Genomic DNA, 17,177 nt, shown 5'->3' with positions numbered 1-17,177 from the left:
TACTTTAACAGGAAAGAGATGGCTGAGGGCTTTGATGCAGATGGGCCAGCAGTGTTTCGAACATGGTCAGGGGAGGGCAAAACCCCTCCCTGCCACCGGCAAGGGGATGCGTCGGCCTTGTGGAGCCATGAAAGTCACTTCCCCCGGTAAGCAGCAGTCCATGGTCAGCGGCAATGGTCTTGAGCTTTTTCCTCATCTTTTTGGTGTGCGTCGGATAATAGAACTCAACACCGTCAAGACCGTACTGCACCAACTCTCTGATAAGTGATGACTGTAATCGCATTTCCGGGTCCAGGTGACCGGGATGTGCCAGCACCGCGATACCGCCCATCTGGTGAATCATATCAATGCTGGCGGCAGGGGAGTAGCTGAAGCGGTCCTCCCAGGCCGGCCGGTTGCGACCCAGATATCTTTTGAAGGCTGCATCAAAGCTGTCCACAACCTTCTTTTCGATAAGAAGACGAGCAATATGGGGGCGACCGACCAGACCGCCGCCGGAAACACGCTGTACTTCTTCATCGTGAATCACAATACCGAGATCACGCAGTTTTTGAAGGATAATGGTGTTGCGTTGCTTTCGTCCCTCCTGCAGGGGCTGTAGCCAGCTTTTCAGCCTGGGATCAGTGATATCAATACCATAGCCGAGAATATGGACTGCCCGTTGATACATGTTGGTACTGATTTCCACCCCTGTAACAGTGATGATGCCGGCCTCAGATCCTAATCGAGTGATCTCTTCCACTCCTTCAACGGTGTCATGATCTGTCAGAGCCAGTCCCTGCAACCTGTTGCGCACAGCTAAGGTTATCAGTTCTTCCGGAGTGTGGCTTCCGTCTGAATAAATGGAATGGATATGAAGATCGACGCACATACTGGGGTTTTGAACTGCACCTGGGAAGGGATGTCGTGTGTGGACAGTTGTTTCGATTTCTCCACACACTGTACTCAGGGACTGGTTATTGCGCAATAACCAAATAGAATCACTGCAAAGGAGTGACTTGTCATTTGCCGGCGCTGTTCTTATTATTGCCAGAAACCCTTGCTCAATAAGGAGTGATCATGCCAACACCTCGTATGAATCTTGATGCCTATCAGATAGACACCGAACCGTTTTATTTATCCACCGGGCAAGAAATCGCTATAGCTGAGGCAGCCTACCATGACGGTACACCACTGTTACTGAAAGGGCCGACAGGATGCGGAAAAACCCGGTTTATGCAGTATCTGGCCTGGCGTTTGCAACGTCCGCTGGTGACGGTATCGTGCCATGACGATCTTTCCACCTCTGATCTGGTCGGCCGTTACCTGATCCGCTCAGGTGAGGCGGTGTGGACAGATGGTCCTCTGACCATGGCTGTTCGAGCCGGAGCTATCTGCTACCTGGACGAGATCGTTGAGGCCCGGAAAGACACCACCGTTGTTATCCATCCTCTAGCTGATGATCGTCGGCAGCTGCCCATTGAAAAACGGGGAGAACTGTTAACAGCCCCTCCTGAGTTCATGCTCGCCATCTCCTACAATCCCGGGTATCAGAGTGTGCTCAAAGATCTGAAAACTTCCACCCGACAGCGCTTTGTTGCCCTGAGTTTCGACTATCCCGAACCTGACAAAGAGGTGGAGATTGTCTGCAGGGAGGGAGGATTAGCACCTGAGATGGCGAAGTCTCTGGTTAAGTTGGCGGTCATGACCAGAGGTCTGAAGGATTCGGGACTTGTTGAAGGTGCGTCGACGCGATTGCTGATCCTGGCCGGTCAGCTCATCGGTCGGGGCATAGAGGTCAAAACCGCCTGTCGTGCCGCGATCAGTGAAGCTCTCACAGATGATCGGGAATTACTTGCAGCACTTGATGAGATGGTCAGCTCTCTGTTCTGATGCCAATGGACCTGGAAAGTCTGAAAACAAAATTTTATCAGCTTGTGGCCCCCAGTCTGCCCAATGAATGGGATGTTGAGGCTGCTCTGGAACCGTTACTGGACTATGAAGCCGAGTATCTGGACGGCATCTTTTCCCAGGTGCCGGCGATCTGGCCGGTCTCCCATTCGCTTTGCTTTGCTTATCTCAATGCCGCCGGTCCTGCTCTTAGTTGCCTTGCTGTTGAAGAACTCTCCCTTTGGGTGCACAGCCTTTTGGATCGCTATGAGACCGGGGGGTTGCGTGAGGCACGACTGTTCATGGCGGATGTGGAACAGCAGTATGCATGCCGGCTTCGCGGGGAGGGCGGCGTGCGGCTGCTCGATGTTCGTTCTCGACTGCAGCCTTATGTCAATGGTCTTGCCGGCAAAGAGATGCCCCTGGTTGCCGCTGACGAGGTCGGGACTGACTCGGAATCCATCTTTCTGCCCAATACGATTGGAGTGTTGCAGACCCATGAGCACAATTTTTTTCTTTATAAACTGATTGTCTCTTTTCAGTGGGCTTCTCTCAGCAGCGGGATGTACACCGCACCACAGTGGCTGGAGGTAACCCGGAAGAGCGCTCATCCATTGGATCGCTTCTTTTCTGGATTCTCAGAACCGGAAAAAGCTCGCAGCCTCTACCATATTTTTGAAACAGCACGAGTACTCAACTTTTTGCGTCACGAGCTACCGGGGCTGATGCGGGAAGCCGGGGTTATTCTGCCGTTGCTGCCACTGACCGGTGATGATTCGTCACAGCTGAATCTGCTTGATTGGCTGCAGCGAGGCCTGTTGCGGGGCCAGTGGCCGGTATCGTCTTCTTCACCGCTGCTTGCTCGGGCTGTTGCCCTGATGCAGCGATATCAAGAAGAGGAGGTGGATAACCTGGTCAGCTTGGAAGCGGTACGTGAGCTGATGCCTCTTGTTCCGGCAACTGAAGTGTTTACCGGCACCAGCCCTCTTCTCTTTCAAGGGATTATGCGCTTGCAGGAGATGCGTAACCTGGGCGCAAAAGAGCAGACTGATAAGGAGTTGCGCCTCATGATGACCATGAAAGCCCAGCTCCCGCCAAAGGTGAACAAGACGACCCAACCGCATCTCGAACCCGGGAATACCGCCGGACAGGAGGCTGCGGATACGGCCCTGGTCATTGACACGGACAGTGCATGGGAACAGTTACCGCCTTTCCTGCATTCCCTGGCGCAGCGGATTGATAACAGCGAGTCACAGCCGTCTGAACAGGCAGCTGATCAGGAATCTTCCGGCAAAAGCGGGGTGGTTGAGCAGGCGAGCAGTGCCTCGGGGGTTGGAAAATCAGGACAGCTCTTCTCTCGTCTGTCCCGTGGTCCTGCTGATGCAAAAACAGAGGAGAAGACTGTTGAACCGGCTGTGTATGATGAATGGGATTACCGGCGGAAAGGTTTTCGGAAAAACTGGTGCGTTGTCACGGAGAAGGAACTGGCGCCCGTCCACAATACGTTTATCGAGCAGACCCTGAAAAAGTATCGGGGACAGATCCGTCGACTGCGGTATCAGTTTGAACTGCTGCAAACCAGCGAACGGTTTATACGAAGACAGCGCGACGGTGATGATATTGACTTTGATGCCCTGGTGGAATCGCTGGCCGATGTCCGCGCCGGCCATCCGCCGTCAGACCGTCTGTTTATCCGGCTGGCCCGTGATCAGCGTGATATTGCCGCCTCTTTTCTGGTGGATATGTCCAACTCCACAGCCGGCTGGGTCGGGCAATCGATTAAGGAGGCCCTGGTTCTTATCTGTGAGGCTATGGAGGTCTTGAACGATCGGTACGCTATTTACGGTTTCTCCGGGATGCGACGATTACGCTGTGAGATTTTTCCGATAAAACGACTGGAAGAACGCTATTCCCAGACAGTCCGACAGCGAATCAGTGCCATCGGTCCGCGTGAGTACACCCGCATGGCACCGGCTATCCGTCATGTCAGTTCATTGTTTGCCAAGGTTGAGGCCAAGGTACGACTGCTGATAGTCCTTTCCGATGGCAAGCCCGAGGACTATGATGACTATAAGGGTGAGTATGCCATTGAAGATACCCGCCACGCGCTGCTGGAGGCGAAAGCCATGGGGATCCATCCCTTTTGTATCACCATTGATCGCCAGGCCCATGAGTACATGGCCCATATGTATGGTGAGGTGAACTACATCTTCATCGACAAGATCAATCAGCTGCCTTCCCGGATGTCGGAGATCTATCGGACCCTTACCAGCTGATACCATGATCGACAGTGAGAGGATCGTGTTATCCAGGAGATGGTGGTGGAGCCCTTGGCAGAATTTGCTGTATAACCGAAAATGACAGATTCGTTTTTTATGTCTGAACAACGACGGTTGCTCAAGATACTTGTTCTGTTGCTGATGACGGCAGGTCTGTTCACAGCTGCGGAAGGGTATGGCGACGATATTGCCAAGAAGCTTAAAGCCCAGGCGTACCGTGCGTATTACGGGAAAGGGGAGCCGGTCAGTTATGAGCGGGCCCTGCTGTTGTATCAGCAGGCTGCGGAGCGAGGTGATGCCGAGGCGCAGTTTATTTTTGGCGGTATGTTGTATCAGGGGCAGGGCAAAGAGAAACCGGATAGACACAATGGCTTTAAATGGTTGTTGAAGGCGGCGGAGCAGGGCAAGGTGTCGCCTGAGTCATTGGGTATTATCGGGGCCATGTACCTGCGCGGTAACGCGGTTCCACAGAACTACTTTGAGGCCGAAAAATGGCTGAGCAAGGCTGCCCAGAACGGCAATGTGACAGCACAAAATGATCTGGCCTATCTGTACTATCACGGCCTGGGCGGTGTGCCTGACTATCAAAAGGCTTTGCAACTGTATGAACGGGCAGCCTATCAGGGAGATGTTGTGGCCCAGGCGAACACCGGTCTGATGTATGCCACCGGCGTCGGCGCTGAGAGGGACAGGGCTAAGGGATATGCCTGGTATTCACTGGCAGCCAGCCGGGGAAATACCACTGCCTCAATAAATCGAAACAATCTTATGATGGAGATGTCCTGGGAGGAACTCAACCGGGCCCAGGCCCTTTCCCTTGAACTGTATCGCCGGGTGGAACATGTTGCCGAACCCGGAAGTATAGCCCCGACACCAGAGAAGTAAAGATCGCATCTGTTACTGCTCTGCCAATTGATCGAGAAACCCGGTCAGCTCTTCAATATTTGTACAATCAATCACTGCAAGGCGCATACGGGTAGCTCCGGGTAATCCGGTAAGAAATTTGACAACCTGCAGCTTCACCCTGAACAGGACTCTGTTCACAGGAAGGAACTGTTGTGCCAACTGCAGATAACGTTTGATCAGAGGGAGGCGGGCGGCCAGTGTGGCCGGTTTTTCTGATCCGGAGAACAGCCAGGGGTTGCCAAGGGCGGCTCGACCGACCATGACGCCATCACATCCGGTTGTCTGTATCATGGCAAGGCCGTCTGTACAAGAGTGCACATCGCCGTTACCGATGACGGGAATAGTGACAGCCTCCTTCACTTTTTTAATAATCTCCCAATCAGCATATCCCCCAAAGCCCTGTGCCCAGGTCCGGCCATGGACAATGACGGCAGCCGCACCAGCGGCTTCAGTCATGGCGGCAAACTCCGGCGCATTGATGGTTGACTCTGTCCACCCGCTGCGGAACTTCACTGTTACCGGCAGGGATGTCTGGGCACAAACGCTCTGGATGATGCTTTCAGCCAGATGCAGATCCTTCATGAGTGCTGCTCCGCATCCTTTTTTGACAACCTTTCGTACCGGACACCCCATATTGATATCGATCAGATCAACGGGGCATTCGGAGACAATGGCGGCTGCACGACCCATCAGCTCAGCGTTGTTGCCGAACAGCTGGACGGCAAAGGGGCGCTCGGTGACAATGGTTTGAAGAAGATCGCGGGTATTTTGCTGTGCGAACGTCAGGCCATGACTGCTGACCATTTCAGAGACACAGCAGCTTGCCCCGTTTTCTTTACAGAGTAGACGAAAGGGAAGATCAGTGTATCCGGCCAGCGGTGCCAGAAGTAATCCGGGAGAAAGCTGAACAGAACCAATCGTCAGGGATGGAAGTCTGGCAGGAGAGGGTGTCATAGGTGGCGGTAAAGCTGTTGCAGCTCATTTGACGGAACATCTTTCCATCAGATGAGCTGCAAGGAGCAGAAGATGTCTATTTACGGATGAGATTGTTTTCGAATTCTTTTCAGGGCGCCTAAATAGATATCTTCGGACATATCATCAATTATCTTTTCCAGGGCTTCGTCTTCAGTGGCCATGATCGATGTCGCCACCTTATAGTCTTCAGTGTAGAGTTTTCTGGGCACTTCCCAGAGAATCGTGCCTGATTTCTGATCTTTCAGTGCCCAGCGTACAAACAGGTTGATCTTGCTGCCGGTTACTTCAGAGATATTGTCCCAGGAGACACTGGGCAGTTCAACGACAAGGATTTCACCGCTCAGGACAAAATCTGCACGGCTTTTTTCCCGTGTGAGGGAAATGGAGGCAGACTTTTGAAACCAACGGGTCAGTGACTGGTAAATTTTCATGTCAAGCCCGAGTTTGTTGGTTCGGTTTGACCAGGCCGGCATATAGATAACCCGTTGTTCTCCTTCAGAGGCATAGGGAAAATAATATCCGCATCCATACAAGAGGAGGAGTGTAAGGACGACTGTCATCCATGTGCATCGCATCAGTTTAGGCATGATATTTCCGGGCTCTTATTCTGATTATAGTCTTTGCCTGTCAACACGCATGAAGAAAAGCGTTGTCAAAGAACAATGTTGACCAGTTTTTTGGGGACAACGATAATCTTTTTCGGTTTATTCTGACCGGTCAGCTGAGCGATTTTTTCATCGTCCATGGCAAGCCGTTCCAGCGTCTGGTTGTCAGTGTCTGCAGGGACCTGAAGTTTTGAACGTATCTTGCCGTTTATCTGTACAACAACCGTTATTTCATCTTCTTTTGCCGCTTCGCTGTCAAAGGCGGGCCAGACCATGTTTTCGAGCAGATCCGCGTGTCCGGCAAGTTGCCAGAGTTCCTCACAGATGTGCGGGGCCATGGGAAAGAGCAAAGTGAGAACCGTTTCCAGGGCCTCACGCAGTACGGCCTGATCAATGGGTTCCTCGGTGGTTGCCGCAGCCTGGTTGACCAGCTCCATGATTCTGGAGATGGCAGTGTTGAAGTGGAAGTCGCTCTCAATACTTTCCGTTACCCGACGGATTGTCTGGTGGGTTTTGCGGTGGAGAGTACGGGAGGCTGTATTCAGGGCTGCCAGGTTGATTGCTGCTGGATGTGTAAAACAGTCAACATTGCCGGTCACCAGACGATACACCCGGTTTAAAAAACGAGATGCACCTTCAACACCCTGGTCGTTCCACTCAAGATCCCGTTCAGGCGGTGCGGCAAACAGTGAAAAAAGACGCACCGTATCTGCTCCGTACTGTTCAATGAGTTCGTTCGGGTCAACGACGTTACCCTTGGACTTGGACATCTTGGCCCCGTCTTTAATGACCATTCCCTGGGTTAACAGATGACTGAAGGGTTCATCAATGGTGAGATACCCGAGGTCCCGCAGCATTTTGGTGAAAAAACGGGCATAAAGCAGGTGAAGGATGGCATGTTCAACACCACCGATATACTGGTCGACCGGCAGCCAGTAGGCAGCGGCCTCTGTATCAATGGGTGCGGTACTGAGGGCAGGGTTGGTGTAGCGAACAAAATACCAGGACGATTCAACAAAGGTGTCCAGGGTGTCGGTTTCTCTTCGGGCGCTTTGATTACACTGCGGGCAGACAGTGGCAATAAACTCCGGCTGCTGATGCAGAGGGGCATGGTCACCGGTGGCTGTGTCTGCACCGGGGAGAAGAATCGGTAGCGCAGACTCTGGTAAAGGTACGATACCGCATCGGTCACAGTGCACCACTGGTATCGGTGTTCCCCAGTAGCGTTGACGGGAGATCCCCCAGTCACGGAGACGATAGGTCACATGGGGACGACCACATCCCTGTTGTTGAGCTGCAGCTATGATGGCTTTCTGGGCAGTCTGTGAATCAAGACCACTGAATTCTCCTGAAGAAACCAGGATCCCCGGTTCTTCTATCGCCGCAGTCATCGTCGAGGGCTCAAGCAGCTCTCCCTCTGGTTGGATAACCACTTTAATCGGCAGACCGTATTTTTGAGCAAATTCAAAATCCCGTTGATCATGTGCCGGCACCGCCATAACCGCACCGGTTCCGTATTCCATGAGAACAAAGTTTGCCACATAGATGGGAATTCGTTCCCCGGTAAACGGGTTGATACAGTAACTTCCGGTAAATACGCCCTGTTTCTCAAGCTCCTGATCAGGAGTTGCACGCTGTTTTGTCAGTATGGTTTCCTGTATAAAGGCGGTGACTGCCTGTTCCTGCGGCTTACCCTGCATAAGGCCGGTAATCAGGGGATGTTCGGGAGCCAGCGACATAAAGGTGACACCAAAGATCGTGTCAGGTCTGGTGGTGAAGATACTGAGCGTCCGGTCGCTGTCTTCTATTGGAAAATCACAGAGAAGACCGACACTCTTACCGATCCAGTTCCGTTGCATGGTGACCACCTTTTCAGGCCATCCGGTAAGCGTATCCAGATCATTGAGCAGCTCTTCAGCATAGTCTGTAATTTTAAAGAACCAGCCATGCATGAGTTTAGGGACAACCGCCTGATCACAGCGCCAGCATGTTCCATCAATGACCTGTTCACGGGCGAGTACGGTCTGACAGTCATCGCACCAGTTGACACTCGTCTCTTTGCGGTAAATAAGACCGTGTTCCAGCATCTTGAGAAAAAGTTGCTGTTCCCAGCGGTAATACTCGGGCCGGCAGGTTGCCAGTTCCCGGTCCCAGTCATAGCTCAGGCCCATGGCCTTGAGCTGATTGCGCATATACTCGATGTTGTCGTAGGTCCATGCGGCCGGATGAACCCCGACTTTCATGGCGGCATTTTCAGCAGGCAGTCCGAAGGCATCCCAGCCCATGGGATGGAGCACATTAAACCCCTGCATACGTTTGTAACGGGCAATAACATCACCAATAGAGTAGTTGCGGACATGCCCCATGTGAATCCGGCCGGAAGGGTAGGGAAACATCTCAAGGACATAGTATTTCGGAGCGTCGGAGCGGTGGTCAACCTTGTATGTTTTTTCAGTTTCCCATCGCTGCTGCCAACGGTTTTCAATGGTTTTAAAGTCGTATTTATCGTTGAGTTGAGTAGTCGATGACATGGTGTTTGTGTTGTTTAGTTGAGATCGGCATCTGTTAAGGTGTGCTCGGGTTGATAAGGAGCCCCGGGAAAACGGTTGCTGTAATTTTCAAAGGAGGTGTATTCACCGAGAAATGTAAGTTTGACAACTCCGGTGGGGCCATTACGCTGTTTACCGACAATGATTTCCGCAATGCCGCGGTTGGGGTTGTCGTCGGCACGATTGTACACCTCATCACGGTAAATGAACATGATGACATCGGCGTCCTGTTCAATGGCGCCTGATTCCCGCAAATCCGCAAGTTGCGGGCGTTTGTCGGTCCGATTTTCCAGGCTGCGGTTCAGCTGTGACAAGGCCAGTACCGGTACATCGAGCTCCTTGGCCATGGCTTTAAGTGAGCGGGAGATATCCGCAATCTCCTGGGCACGATTCTCCGCACTGTTCTTGCCTTGCATCAGTTGCAGATAGTCGACAACAACAAGGCCCAAGTTGTGCTCAGCCTTAAGGCGACGGGCTTTGGCCCGCATTTCAAGGACCGTGAGGCCGGCGGTGTCATCGATAAAAATCGGTGCATCCGACAGCATGCCGGTGGCTCTGGTCAGTTTCGGCCAGTCATTGGTATGGAGTTTGCCGGTACGTATCCGCTGGGAGTCGATATGACCCAGAGAGCAGAGCATACGTAAAACCAGCGCTTCGTTTGACATCTCCAGGCTGAAGACCGCCACCGCTACTTTGTTGATCACAGCGACATGCTGGACGATATTCATAGCCAAAGCGGTTTTTCCCATGGAGGGTCGGGCGGCCAGGACAATCAGTTCTGCAGGTTGAAGCCCGGCGGTCATACGGTCGATTTCTTCATAGCCGGTGGCGATACCGGTGATGTTCCCCTCTTGATCAAAGAGTCTGGTGATGCGTTCAAATGCCCGCGGTACCACCGTTGACATAGATTGAAACCCCTGCCCCTTGTTGGAGTGGGCTATTTCGAAGATTGTTTTTTCCGCCTCATCAACCAGGGTTTCAATATCGTCCTGGGCATCATAACAACGGGCAGCAACCTCGGATGTGGTCTGGATCAGGCGCCGTAAAATCGATTTTCTGCGGATAATATGGGCATGGTGAACCAGCGAGCCGCTTAATGGGACAATATCCGTTAAGGATGCCAGGTAAGAGGCCCCGCCGATTTCTTCGAGCTTGCGTTGATCACTGAGCAGTCCCGTCACTGTGATCAGATCATGGGGCTCACGTTTTTCAAAGAGCGCCAGCATTGCAGCAAAGATGGTTTTGTGCGCGTCGCGATAAAAATCATTCGGGGTTAACAGTTCAACAATCTTTAACAGTGCTTTATCCTGAAGAAGGACAGCTCCAAGTACAGCCTGTTCTGCCTCGATATTTTGCGGCGGGATCATCTTGCTGGTGTATGGCATGTTCATGATGACAGAGATAGGGCGTTACTGTATTGCGGAAGGAGGACCAGTGGAACGGATGCTGTTTTTTCGGCACTATACATTCCCTGTTGGCGAATGGCACGATGAAAATGAAAATGCCTTTTCCGTGAGCAGAAAAGGCATTAACAGGGACATGATTGTTGGAAAATCGTTTAATCAGTCTCTTGATGAGCCGAGTTTCAGTATACCGTTCGGGATGACGTTTCAGTGCCGATCGATAACAGGGAGGTGTTACTGCACACCCTCTATGTTTTCAGGAACCACCTGGACCAGAACCGTGGCAAACGTCTGGTACCCTGTTTTCACAGTGACCTTGAATTCACCGATGGTTTTGATCGGTTCAGGGAGAACGACAGCCCTTCTGTCAACGGTGATACCGGTTTCCTGCAGAGCAACGGCGATATCGTTGGTGGTCACAGAGCCGAACAGGCGGTTTTCGCTGCCAACCCGTTTGTCCAGAACAACAACCTTCCCTTCAAGCTGAGCGGCCAGTCCCTCGGCCTCTTTCTGTTGCTCGGCCAATCGTGCGGCAATCGCCTGTTTTTCATTTTCAAGTTGTGCCAGTGATGCCTTGGTAACCAGGACTGCCTTCTGTTGAGGGATGAGAAAGTTACGGGCATAGCCGGGCTTAACATTGACAACATCACCTTCCCGGCCAAGTGTTTCGATTGTTTCTTTTAAAATAATTTCCATTGATATGATCCTCTATCGGTAACTTTTATCTGAAAAAGCATGCAGACAGTAAACGAGGTGAACAGCGGTGCTTTCGTAAGTCAGGCACCGTTTTTTTGTTTTTTTCTGAGATTGAACCAGACATCAAGAAGTCCTAATGAGGTCAGCAGTAAGAGGCCGTAGGTATGGAGAAAGCACGCAAGATAAAGGATTGTTTTTATAAACGGTGGGATTCTCCATCGCGTTAACAGGGTCATAAAGACAGCCAGACCTTGAAAAAAATACAGAAGCCCCGCAACCATCGCCAGCCAGATACCGATCTTCTGGACCGTACCTTGCGTTAAAAGCATTGCTGCTATGGCTCCCACCGGCAGCCAGACCAACTGTTCAGGCAGTTTCCAGGTTGAATAGACACCCCATGGAGCCTTCCCTGTTATTCGTGCCATCAGGCTGTTGATGATGACCATATTCAGCCAGACCGTGACAGACAGGAGCGAAAGCAGCAAGCCTGGAAGCATCTTAGGTATGGTCTCCTGCATCGCAGCGACAGCCTGTGTGATTCCCAAAACCATCTCAGGAGTGAACCCTGCCTCCTGGGAGCTGGAAACCTCTCTCGTCTGCTCCAAAGCGCTGTGCATCGTGGCCAGAATTTGCTGATAGAGATTGACGCCGGTCACTGCATCGAAAATACCCCAGAACAACAGCCATACGGCCAGAAGAGTTCCGAGTCCCTCAAAGCCGCTGCGTGCGGCTGTTTTGCCGGTTCGAGTGCTGTGAAACAGCACGAAACCAAGGGGTACAGCATTGATCGAGAACAAGAAGGCACTGGTTTGCTGGAGCACCAGGGCAACCACACCGACGAGTACTAAACTGACGACAATAACGCTTTTGCCGGTGGAAGCGCCGTTGAATGACAGGGCACAGAAAACAGGAACAGCGAGCATCCCGGTTGTCCAGCCAAAATATGAAGGGAGGACAACCGGCAGGAAAAAAATAATGCTGAAGAGCAGAATTTGGTTGAATGGAAGAACCCCTTTCTTCCGTTCGGTACCGGACCCTGTCATGTTTTAAGCGAGTTAAAACTGGGTGTTGCCCATGTACGGCAAGAGCGCCAGCTGTCGAGCCCGCTTAACCGCCTCGGTCAGCTGCCGTTGATGTTTGGCGCAGGTGCCATAGATCCGTCGTGGAATGATCTTGCCCCGTTCAGTGACAAAATTCCTTAACGTTTTTGCATCTTTATAATCAATAATAATTTCCTTATCCGTACAGAATCGGCAGACACGACGCCGGGAAAAGACTCTTCGCTGCTGTGACATTTTTCTACTCCTGTAAAAGTTGGGTGAACACTGAAAGTTGATTACTCGTCGTTCTCTTCGTCTTCCAGTGACTCATCGTCAAACTCTTTGTCTTCATCTGTTTCCGACTCTTCAGACTGTACTCTGGAACGAGCCGCAACTTCCTCTTCCAAACGCTGTTTTTCGACCTCTATGTCTGCTGCGTTGATAGCGTCATGCAACTTGACGGTCAGATAACGCATCACCCGGTCATCGATTCTGAAAATACGTTCGATCTCATCGACCGTCTTTGCCGGTGCCGCATAGTTTAGATAGACATAGTAACCTTGAATTTCCTTGTCGATTTCGTAGGCCAGTCGCTTGACGCCCCAACGATCAAGACCGATCAAACTCCCGCCGTCATTTAAAATAATGGCGTTGGTCCGATCAATAATTTCTGTGAATTTTTCCTCTCCCAGGTTAGGGCGCAGGATGTAGGTGGTTTCGTAATGCCGCATGACTCCTCCTCATGGTCGTAGTGGCCCTCGCTTCAATCCGGACGATGAGAGCGAGAAGGGTAAAATGATAAAGCTGAACTATTAGCAAAATAGAAGAGAAAATGTCAAGGGAAAGCTGGGTTATGGAGCGTTCAGGGGGGAGATTGTTTTTCCTGCTCTTTTATCCGTTGCCATTGCCGGCGTAATTCCTGCTCATTCGTTATCCGCACATCACCAAAAACATGCGGATGTCGTCGAATCATCTTTTCATTGACAGCGGATAATACATCACGCATGGTAAATGCTTCATTTTCTGAAAAAATCCGGGTCAACATCGTCAGGATAAAGAGTAGATCCCCGGTCTCTTCACAGATTGCCTGTGCATTCCCGCCATCAATGGCTTCAATCAGCTCCTGACACTCTTCAAGGAGATATTTCTTTAAGGAAAGAGGTGTCTGCTTCCTGTCCCAGGGGCAACCGTGGTCACTGCGCAGCGTCGCCACTATTGATAACAGTCGGGTGAAATCGGTACAGGCCTGGTGGTGTAATGGTTCCGTCATACAAGTTTTTTCGTTCCTGAGAGAGAAGATGCATGGAGTGTGCTTGCTGATTGAGCAGGCACGTTTAAGTCCGACAAACAGACTGCCAGTATAACAGGGTGTACATTGTGCAGTGATACGAGTATAGCTGCTGAAAAGCAACTGTGTTTCGTTGCAAGCCGGAGATACTGTAGGGGCATAAAAAGGTTTCAGGGTGTTTTTGTCTGAGATTTGCTGCGGCGGGTTCAAGTGAAGGCTTGATTTATACCGCATTGATTTTATTTTCCCTGCTTACGATTGTTTACTCGGTCCTTGCTCAACAGACAGCTATGCCCTCATCTGTTGATCAACAACGGTAGCACTTTTCTCTTATGTCGGGTAAAAAAACATATGCACTGGATGTTCTTGGTTTTGGCAATTATGTTTGAAGTCGCCGGTACGGTCTGCATGAAGCTGTCGACCGGCTTTACACGGTTGGTTCCCACCGTCTTAATGGTTTTTCTGTATACTGTGTGCTTTGGTTTTTTAACGCTGAGCCTCAAAAAAATCGATGTAAGCGTTGCTTATGCAATCTGGAGCGGTATAGGCACGGCACTGATCGCGGCTGTGGGGATCATCTGGTTCCGGGAACCGGTCACCATGCTGAAGATCTGCGGGATCCTGGCCATTGTCGGTGGTGTGGTGGTTCTGAATCTGTCGGCTGCTTCCCCGTAGCTGTTTCAAATCGCATGAACTGCACATGACGATGCTGTCCGCGTTGAGTATGCGTACGCTGTATTTTTCTGACAAAACAATCATTTTTACTGCTCTTTTAAATAGTTGTGCAACTGTCTCTATCGTATTCCGACCAGCCCTTTGAACTTGTTTCTGACTTTGTTCCATCCGGTGATCAGCCGGCTGCCATTACCCATCTGACCAAAAATATTGAAGATGGCGTCAGAGAGCAGATCCTGCTCGGCGTGACAGGATCGGGCAAAACGTTTACCATGGCCCAGGTCGTCGCCAGAGTGCAACGACCAACCCTGGTGATGGCGCCAAACAAAACTCTGGCAGCCCAGTTATTTGCTGAGTTTCGTCAGTTGTTTCCCCGCAACGCTGTGGAATATTTCGTTTCCTACTACGATTATTATCAACCCGAAGCATACATTCCGGCCTCTGATACGTACATAGAAAAGGATTCCTCGATCAACGATGCCATTGACAAGTTACGGCATTCGGCAACCCGGTCGCTGCTGACCCGGCGTGATGTGCTGATTGTGGCGTCGGTTTCCTGTATCTACGGTTTAGGGTCTCCTGAAGAGTATCAGAACATGCACCTGTTTTTGCGCACCGGTGAAGATCAGCCCATGGAAGAGGTCCTTCGCCGGCTGGTGTTCATGCTCTACGAGCGCAATGACTACTCCTTTCATCGCGGAACCTTCAGGGTACGGGGTGATGTGCTTGATATCTTTCCCGCCCACGAGGAAGAGCGGGCGGTCCGGGTTGAGTTTTTTGGTGATACTGTTGACAACATTGCCATTATCGATCCGCTGCGTGGGGTCGTTCTGGATGATGTGGCTGAGATAACGATCTTTCCCGGCAGCCATTTTGTTACGAGCCAGGATAACCTTCGATCAGCCATGCGTTCCATTCAGGATGAGTTGCAACTGCGTTTGACTGAACTGCAGGCTGCAAACCGGTTGCTTGAGGCGCAGCGACTGGAACAACGCACCTTGTTTGATCTGGAGATGATTGCAGAGTTGGGCTACTGTAACGGCATTGAAAACTACAGCCGCCATCTGACCGGCAAACCTCCTGGCGTGCCGCCGCCGAACCTGCTTGACTATTTTCCCGACGATTATCTGCTGTTTATTGATGAGTCACATATTGCCGTACCGCAGATCGGTGGTATGTTCAACGGCGATCGATCACGGAAACAGACCCTGGTCAATTACGGATTCCGGCTTCCTTCAGCACTGGACAATCGACCGCTTCGTTTTGACGAGTTTGAAGAGCGCGTCCACCAGGTGGTCTACGTCTCAGCCACCCCCGGACCGTATGAACTCAAACATGCTGATGAGTATATTGTTGAACAACTCATCCGGCCGACAGGACTGCTTGATCCTCACATTGAGGTGCGGCCGGCCTCTGATCAGGTCGACGATCTGCTTGAAGAGATTCGGAAGCGGGCCGCCCGTAACGAGGCAGTCCTGGTGACGACCCTTACAAAACGCATGGCTGAGGATCTGACACAGTACTATGAAGAGTTGGGGGTGAGGGTACGGTATCTTCATTCCGATATTAAAACCCTGGAGCGGGTTGAACTGATCCGTGATCTGCGACAGCGATACTATGATGTTCTAATCGGCATTAACTTGTTGCGAGAAGGTCTTGATATTCCAGAGGTCTCTCTGGTGGCTGTGCTTGACGCCGATAAGGAGGGCTTTCTCCGTTCCGAACGCTCCCTGGTGCAGACCTGTGGACGGGCTGCCCGTAATGCGGAGGGCATGGTCATCCTGTATGCCGACAAGATAACGTCCTCAATGCAGTACACCATTGATGAGACCAATCGACGCCGAGCCATTCAGGAGGCCTATAACCATACCCATAACATCACACCGCAAACCGTGATCTCGGAGATAAAAGATGCCATGGCGCAACACCTCAAGGCATCCGGCTGGGTGGACAATGAAGTTGAGGCTGATCAGTTCATGCCCGTGACCGCTGAAGCGAACATCCTTTACCATGATGTTTCTGAGATAAGAAACGAGATCGGCGAGTTAGAGAAAAAGATGCAGGAAGCTGCCCAGCGGTTGGCCTTTGAGGAGGCAGCCGGATACCGGGACCGTATCAGAGAATTAAAGATGATGGAGCTGGCGGTTGGCTGATTTCTGGTATCGATGTGCCGTGGCAACTGTACCACGCCTTGTGTACGGCCTCAGTCGTCTCTGGTTTGCCACCTGCACAGTCAAGGTGCGGGAAGAGGTGTCCTCGCGGGCATTTCTGCAAACCGGTGACACGGCTATTGCCGCTTTCTGGCATTACTCCTTTTTCTTTTTATTCCATTATTTTCGTGAGTACCGGGCTGCGGTTATGGTCAGTGCCAGCAAAGACGGTGAGTATATTGCCCGATTAGCACAGTTGATGGGCTATGTGCCGGTACGTGGCTCTTCTAATCGTGCCGGAGCAAAGGCCTTGCGGGACATGATCAGCCAGTTGCGTCGAGGCAACAACTGTGCGGTTGTTGCCGACGGCTCCCAGGGCCCTGCTCGTAAGGCGCAGCCAGGATGCATTCTCATGGCCAGCCGAAGCGGTAAACCCATTGTACCTTTTGTCTGGGCTGCTGACCGGACCTTGATTTTTAAAAGCTGGGATCGGACCGTGGTACCGTTACCCTTTGCCACAGTAGTGCTGCGGGTTGGCGAACCTCTGTGGATCCCGCCGGATATCACTAAAGCGCAGGTGGAAATTTATCGTCGGGAACTGGAAGACGAGCTTAATCGTCTGTATAATGCGGTCTGGCACGAGGTGGGTCGGGGCCCGCATGATGAGGTGCGTGAAAGAAACGGGCAGGGGAAAGTATGATCCGGTTTTGTTCATACTTGGATAACTAAGCATCGTAAGAAA

16 protein-coding genes are annotated in these 17,177 nt (G+C 51.6%); 6 read left to right on the top strand and 10 right to left on the bottom strand.

All coding sequences use genetic code 11. The features are described from left to right. Window positions 1–4: 4 nt before the first annotated feature. Complete coding sequence (locus HP555_RS11510; protein ID WP_199262640.1) at window positions 5–871, bottom strand: PHP domain-containing protein; 867 nt, start codon at window positions 869–871, stop codon at window positions 5–7. 188 nt (window positions 872–1,059) lie between these two features. Here HP555_RS11510 and HP555_RS11505 point away from each other — a divergent pair, with 188 nt between their 5' ends. The 3 genes from HP555_RS11505 to HP555_RS11495 all read left to right on the top strand — a co-directional run bounded on the left by HP555_RS11505 (window position 1,060) and on the right by HP555_RS11495 (window position 5,033). Further along, the gene (locus HP555_RS11505; RefSeq protein ID WP_199262638.1) at window positions 1,060–1,872 is read left to right on the top strand and encodes a CbbQ/NirQ/NorQ/GpvN family protein; all 813 of its coding nucleotides are present in this window, start codon (window positions 1,060–1,062) and stop codon (window positions 1,870–1,872) included. Between the two features lie 5 nt (window positions 1,873–1,877). Further along, window positions 1,878–4,145 carry a nitric oxide reductase activation protein NorD gene (locus tag HP555_RS11500; protein WP_233249163.1) on the top strand — a complete coding sequence of 756 codons (2,268 nt, stop codon included), beginning with the start codon at window positions 1,878–1,880 and terminating at the stop codon, window positions 4,143–4,145. Window positions 4,146–4,244: 99 nt separating this feature from the next. After that, a complete protein-coding gene (locus tag HP555_RS11495; protein ID WP_199262634.1) occupies window positions 4,245–5,033 on the top strand; it encodes a tetratricopeptide repeat protein in 789 nt (262 codons plus the stop codon). Window positions 5,034–5,045: 12 nt separating this feature from the next. Here the strand turns inward: HP555_RS11495 and dusB are convergent, their stop codons facing one another. From dusB to HP555_RS11450, 9 genes are all read right to left on the bottom strand, one after another. Then, window positions 5,046–6,008: a tRNA dihydrouridine synthase DusB gene (dusB, locus tag HP555_RS11490; protein ID WP_199262632.1), complete on the bottom strand. Its 963-nt coding sequence runs from the start codon at window positions 6,006–6,008 to the stop codon at window positions 5,046–5,048. A gap of 80 nt (window positions 6,009–6,088) precedes the next feature. Then, window positions 6,089–6,616, bottom strand: coding sequence for an LPS assembly lipoprotein LptE (gene lptE / locus HP555_RS11485; protein WP_199262630.1), 528 nt, complete (start codon window positions 6,614–6,616; stop codon window positions 6,089–6,091). A gap of 65 nt (window positions 6,617–6,681) precedes the next feature. Then, window positions 6,682–9,165: a leucine--tRNA ligase gene (gene leuS, locus HP555_RS11480; protein WP_199262628.1), complete on the bottom strand. Its 2,484-nt coding sequence runs from the start codon at window positions 9,163–9,165 to the stop codon at window positions 6,682–6,684. A 14-nt stretch (window positions 9,166–9,179) separates the two neighbouring features. Then, a complete protein-coding gene (gene dnaB, locus HP555_RS11475; protein ID WP_332908639.1) occupies window positions 9,180–10,574 on the bottom strand; it encodes a replicative DNA helicase in 1,395 nt (464 codons plus the stop codon). Window positions 10,575–10,820: 246 nt separating this feature from the next. Beyond that, entirely contained in the window at window positions 10,821–11,282 is a 462-nt protein-coding gene (rplI, locus tag HP555_RS11470) for a 50S ribosomal protein L9 (protein WP_199262619.1), read from the bottom strand. 80 nt (window positions 11,283–11,362) lie between these two features. After that, the gene (locus HP555_RS11465) at window positions 11,363–12,325 is read right to left on the bottom strand and encodes a DUF2232 domain-containing protein (protein ID WP_199262618.1); all 963 of its coding nucleotides are present in this window, start codon (window positions 12,323–12,325) and stop codon (window positions 11,363–11,365) included. A gap of 12 nt (window positions 12,326–12,337) precedes the next feature. Then, window positions 12,338–12,577, bottom strand: coding sequence for a 30S ribosomal protein S18 (gene rpsR / locus HP555_RS11460; RefSeq protein WP_199262616.1), 240 nt, complete (start codon window positions 12,575–12,577; stop codon window positions 12,338–12,340). A gap of 41 nt (window positions 12,578–12,618) precedes the next feature. Then, the gene (rpsF, locus tag HP555_RS11455) at window positions 12,619–13,053 is read right to left on the bottom strand and encodes a 30S ribosomal protein S6 (RefSeq protein WP_199262614.1); all 435 of its coding nucleotides are present in this window, start codon (window positions 13,051–13,053) and stop codon (window positions 12,619–12,621) included. A 131-nt stretch (window positions 13,054–13,184) separates the two neighbouring features. Then, complete coding sequence (locus HP555_RS11450; RefSeq protein WP_199262612.1) at window positions 13,185–13,592, bottom strand: MazG nucleotide pyrophosphohydrolase domain-containing protein; 408 nt, start codon at window positions 13,590–13,592, stop codon at window positions 13,185–13,187. 369 nt (window positions 13,593–13,961) lie between these two features. Here HP555_RS11450 and HP555_RS11445 point away from each other — a divergent pair, with 369 nt between their 5' ends. The 3 genes from HP555_RS11445 (at window position 13,962) to HP555_RS11435 (ending at window position 17,135) form a co-directional block, all read left to right on the top strand. Next, complete coding sequence (locus HP555_RS11445; protein ID WP_199262610.1) at window positions 13,962–14,285, top strand: DMT family transporter; 324 nt, start codon at window positions 13,962–13,964, stop codon at window positions 14,283–14,285. A gap of 107 nt (window positions 14,286–14,392) precedes the next feature. After that, entirely contained in the window at window positions 14,393–16,438 is a 2,046-nt protein-coding gene (uvrB, locus tag HP555_RS11440; protein WP_233249161.1) for an excinuclease ABC subunit UvrB, read from the top strand. Beyond that, complete coding sequence (locus HP555_RS11435; RefSeq protein WP_199262608.1) at window positions 16,431–17,135, top strand: lysophospholipid acyltransferase family protein; 705 nt, start codon at window positions 16,431–16,433, stop codon at window positions 17,133–17,135. The genes uvrB and HP555_RS11435 overlap by 8 nt, the downstream gene beginning before the upstream one ends. The last annotated feature ends 42 nt before the right edge of the window (window positions 17,136–17,177 follow it).

This window comes from Desulfobulbus oligotrophicus (genome assembly GCF_016446285.1).
Lineage (GTDB): Bacteria > Desulfobacterota > Desulfobulbia > Desulfobulbales > Desulfobulbaceae > Desulfobulbus > Desulfobulbus oligotrophicus.
This window is presented reverse-complemented; position numbering and strand designations above follow the sequence as displayed.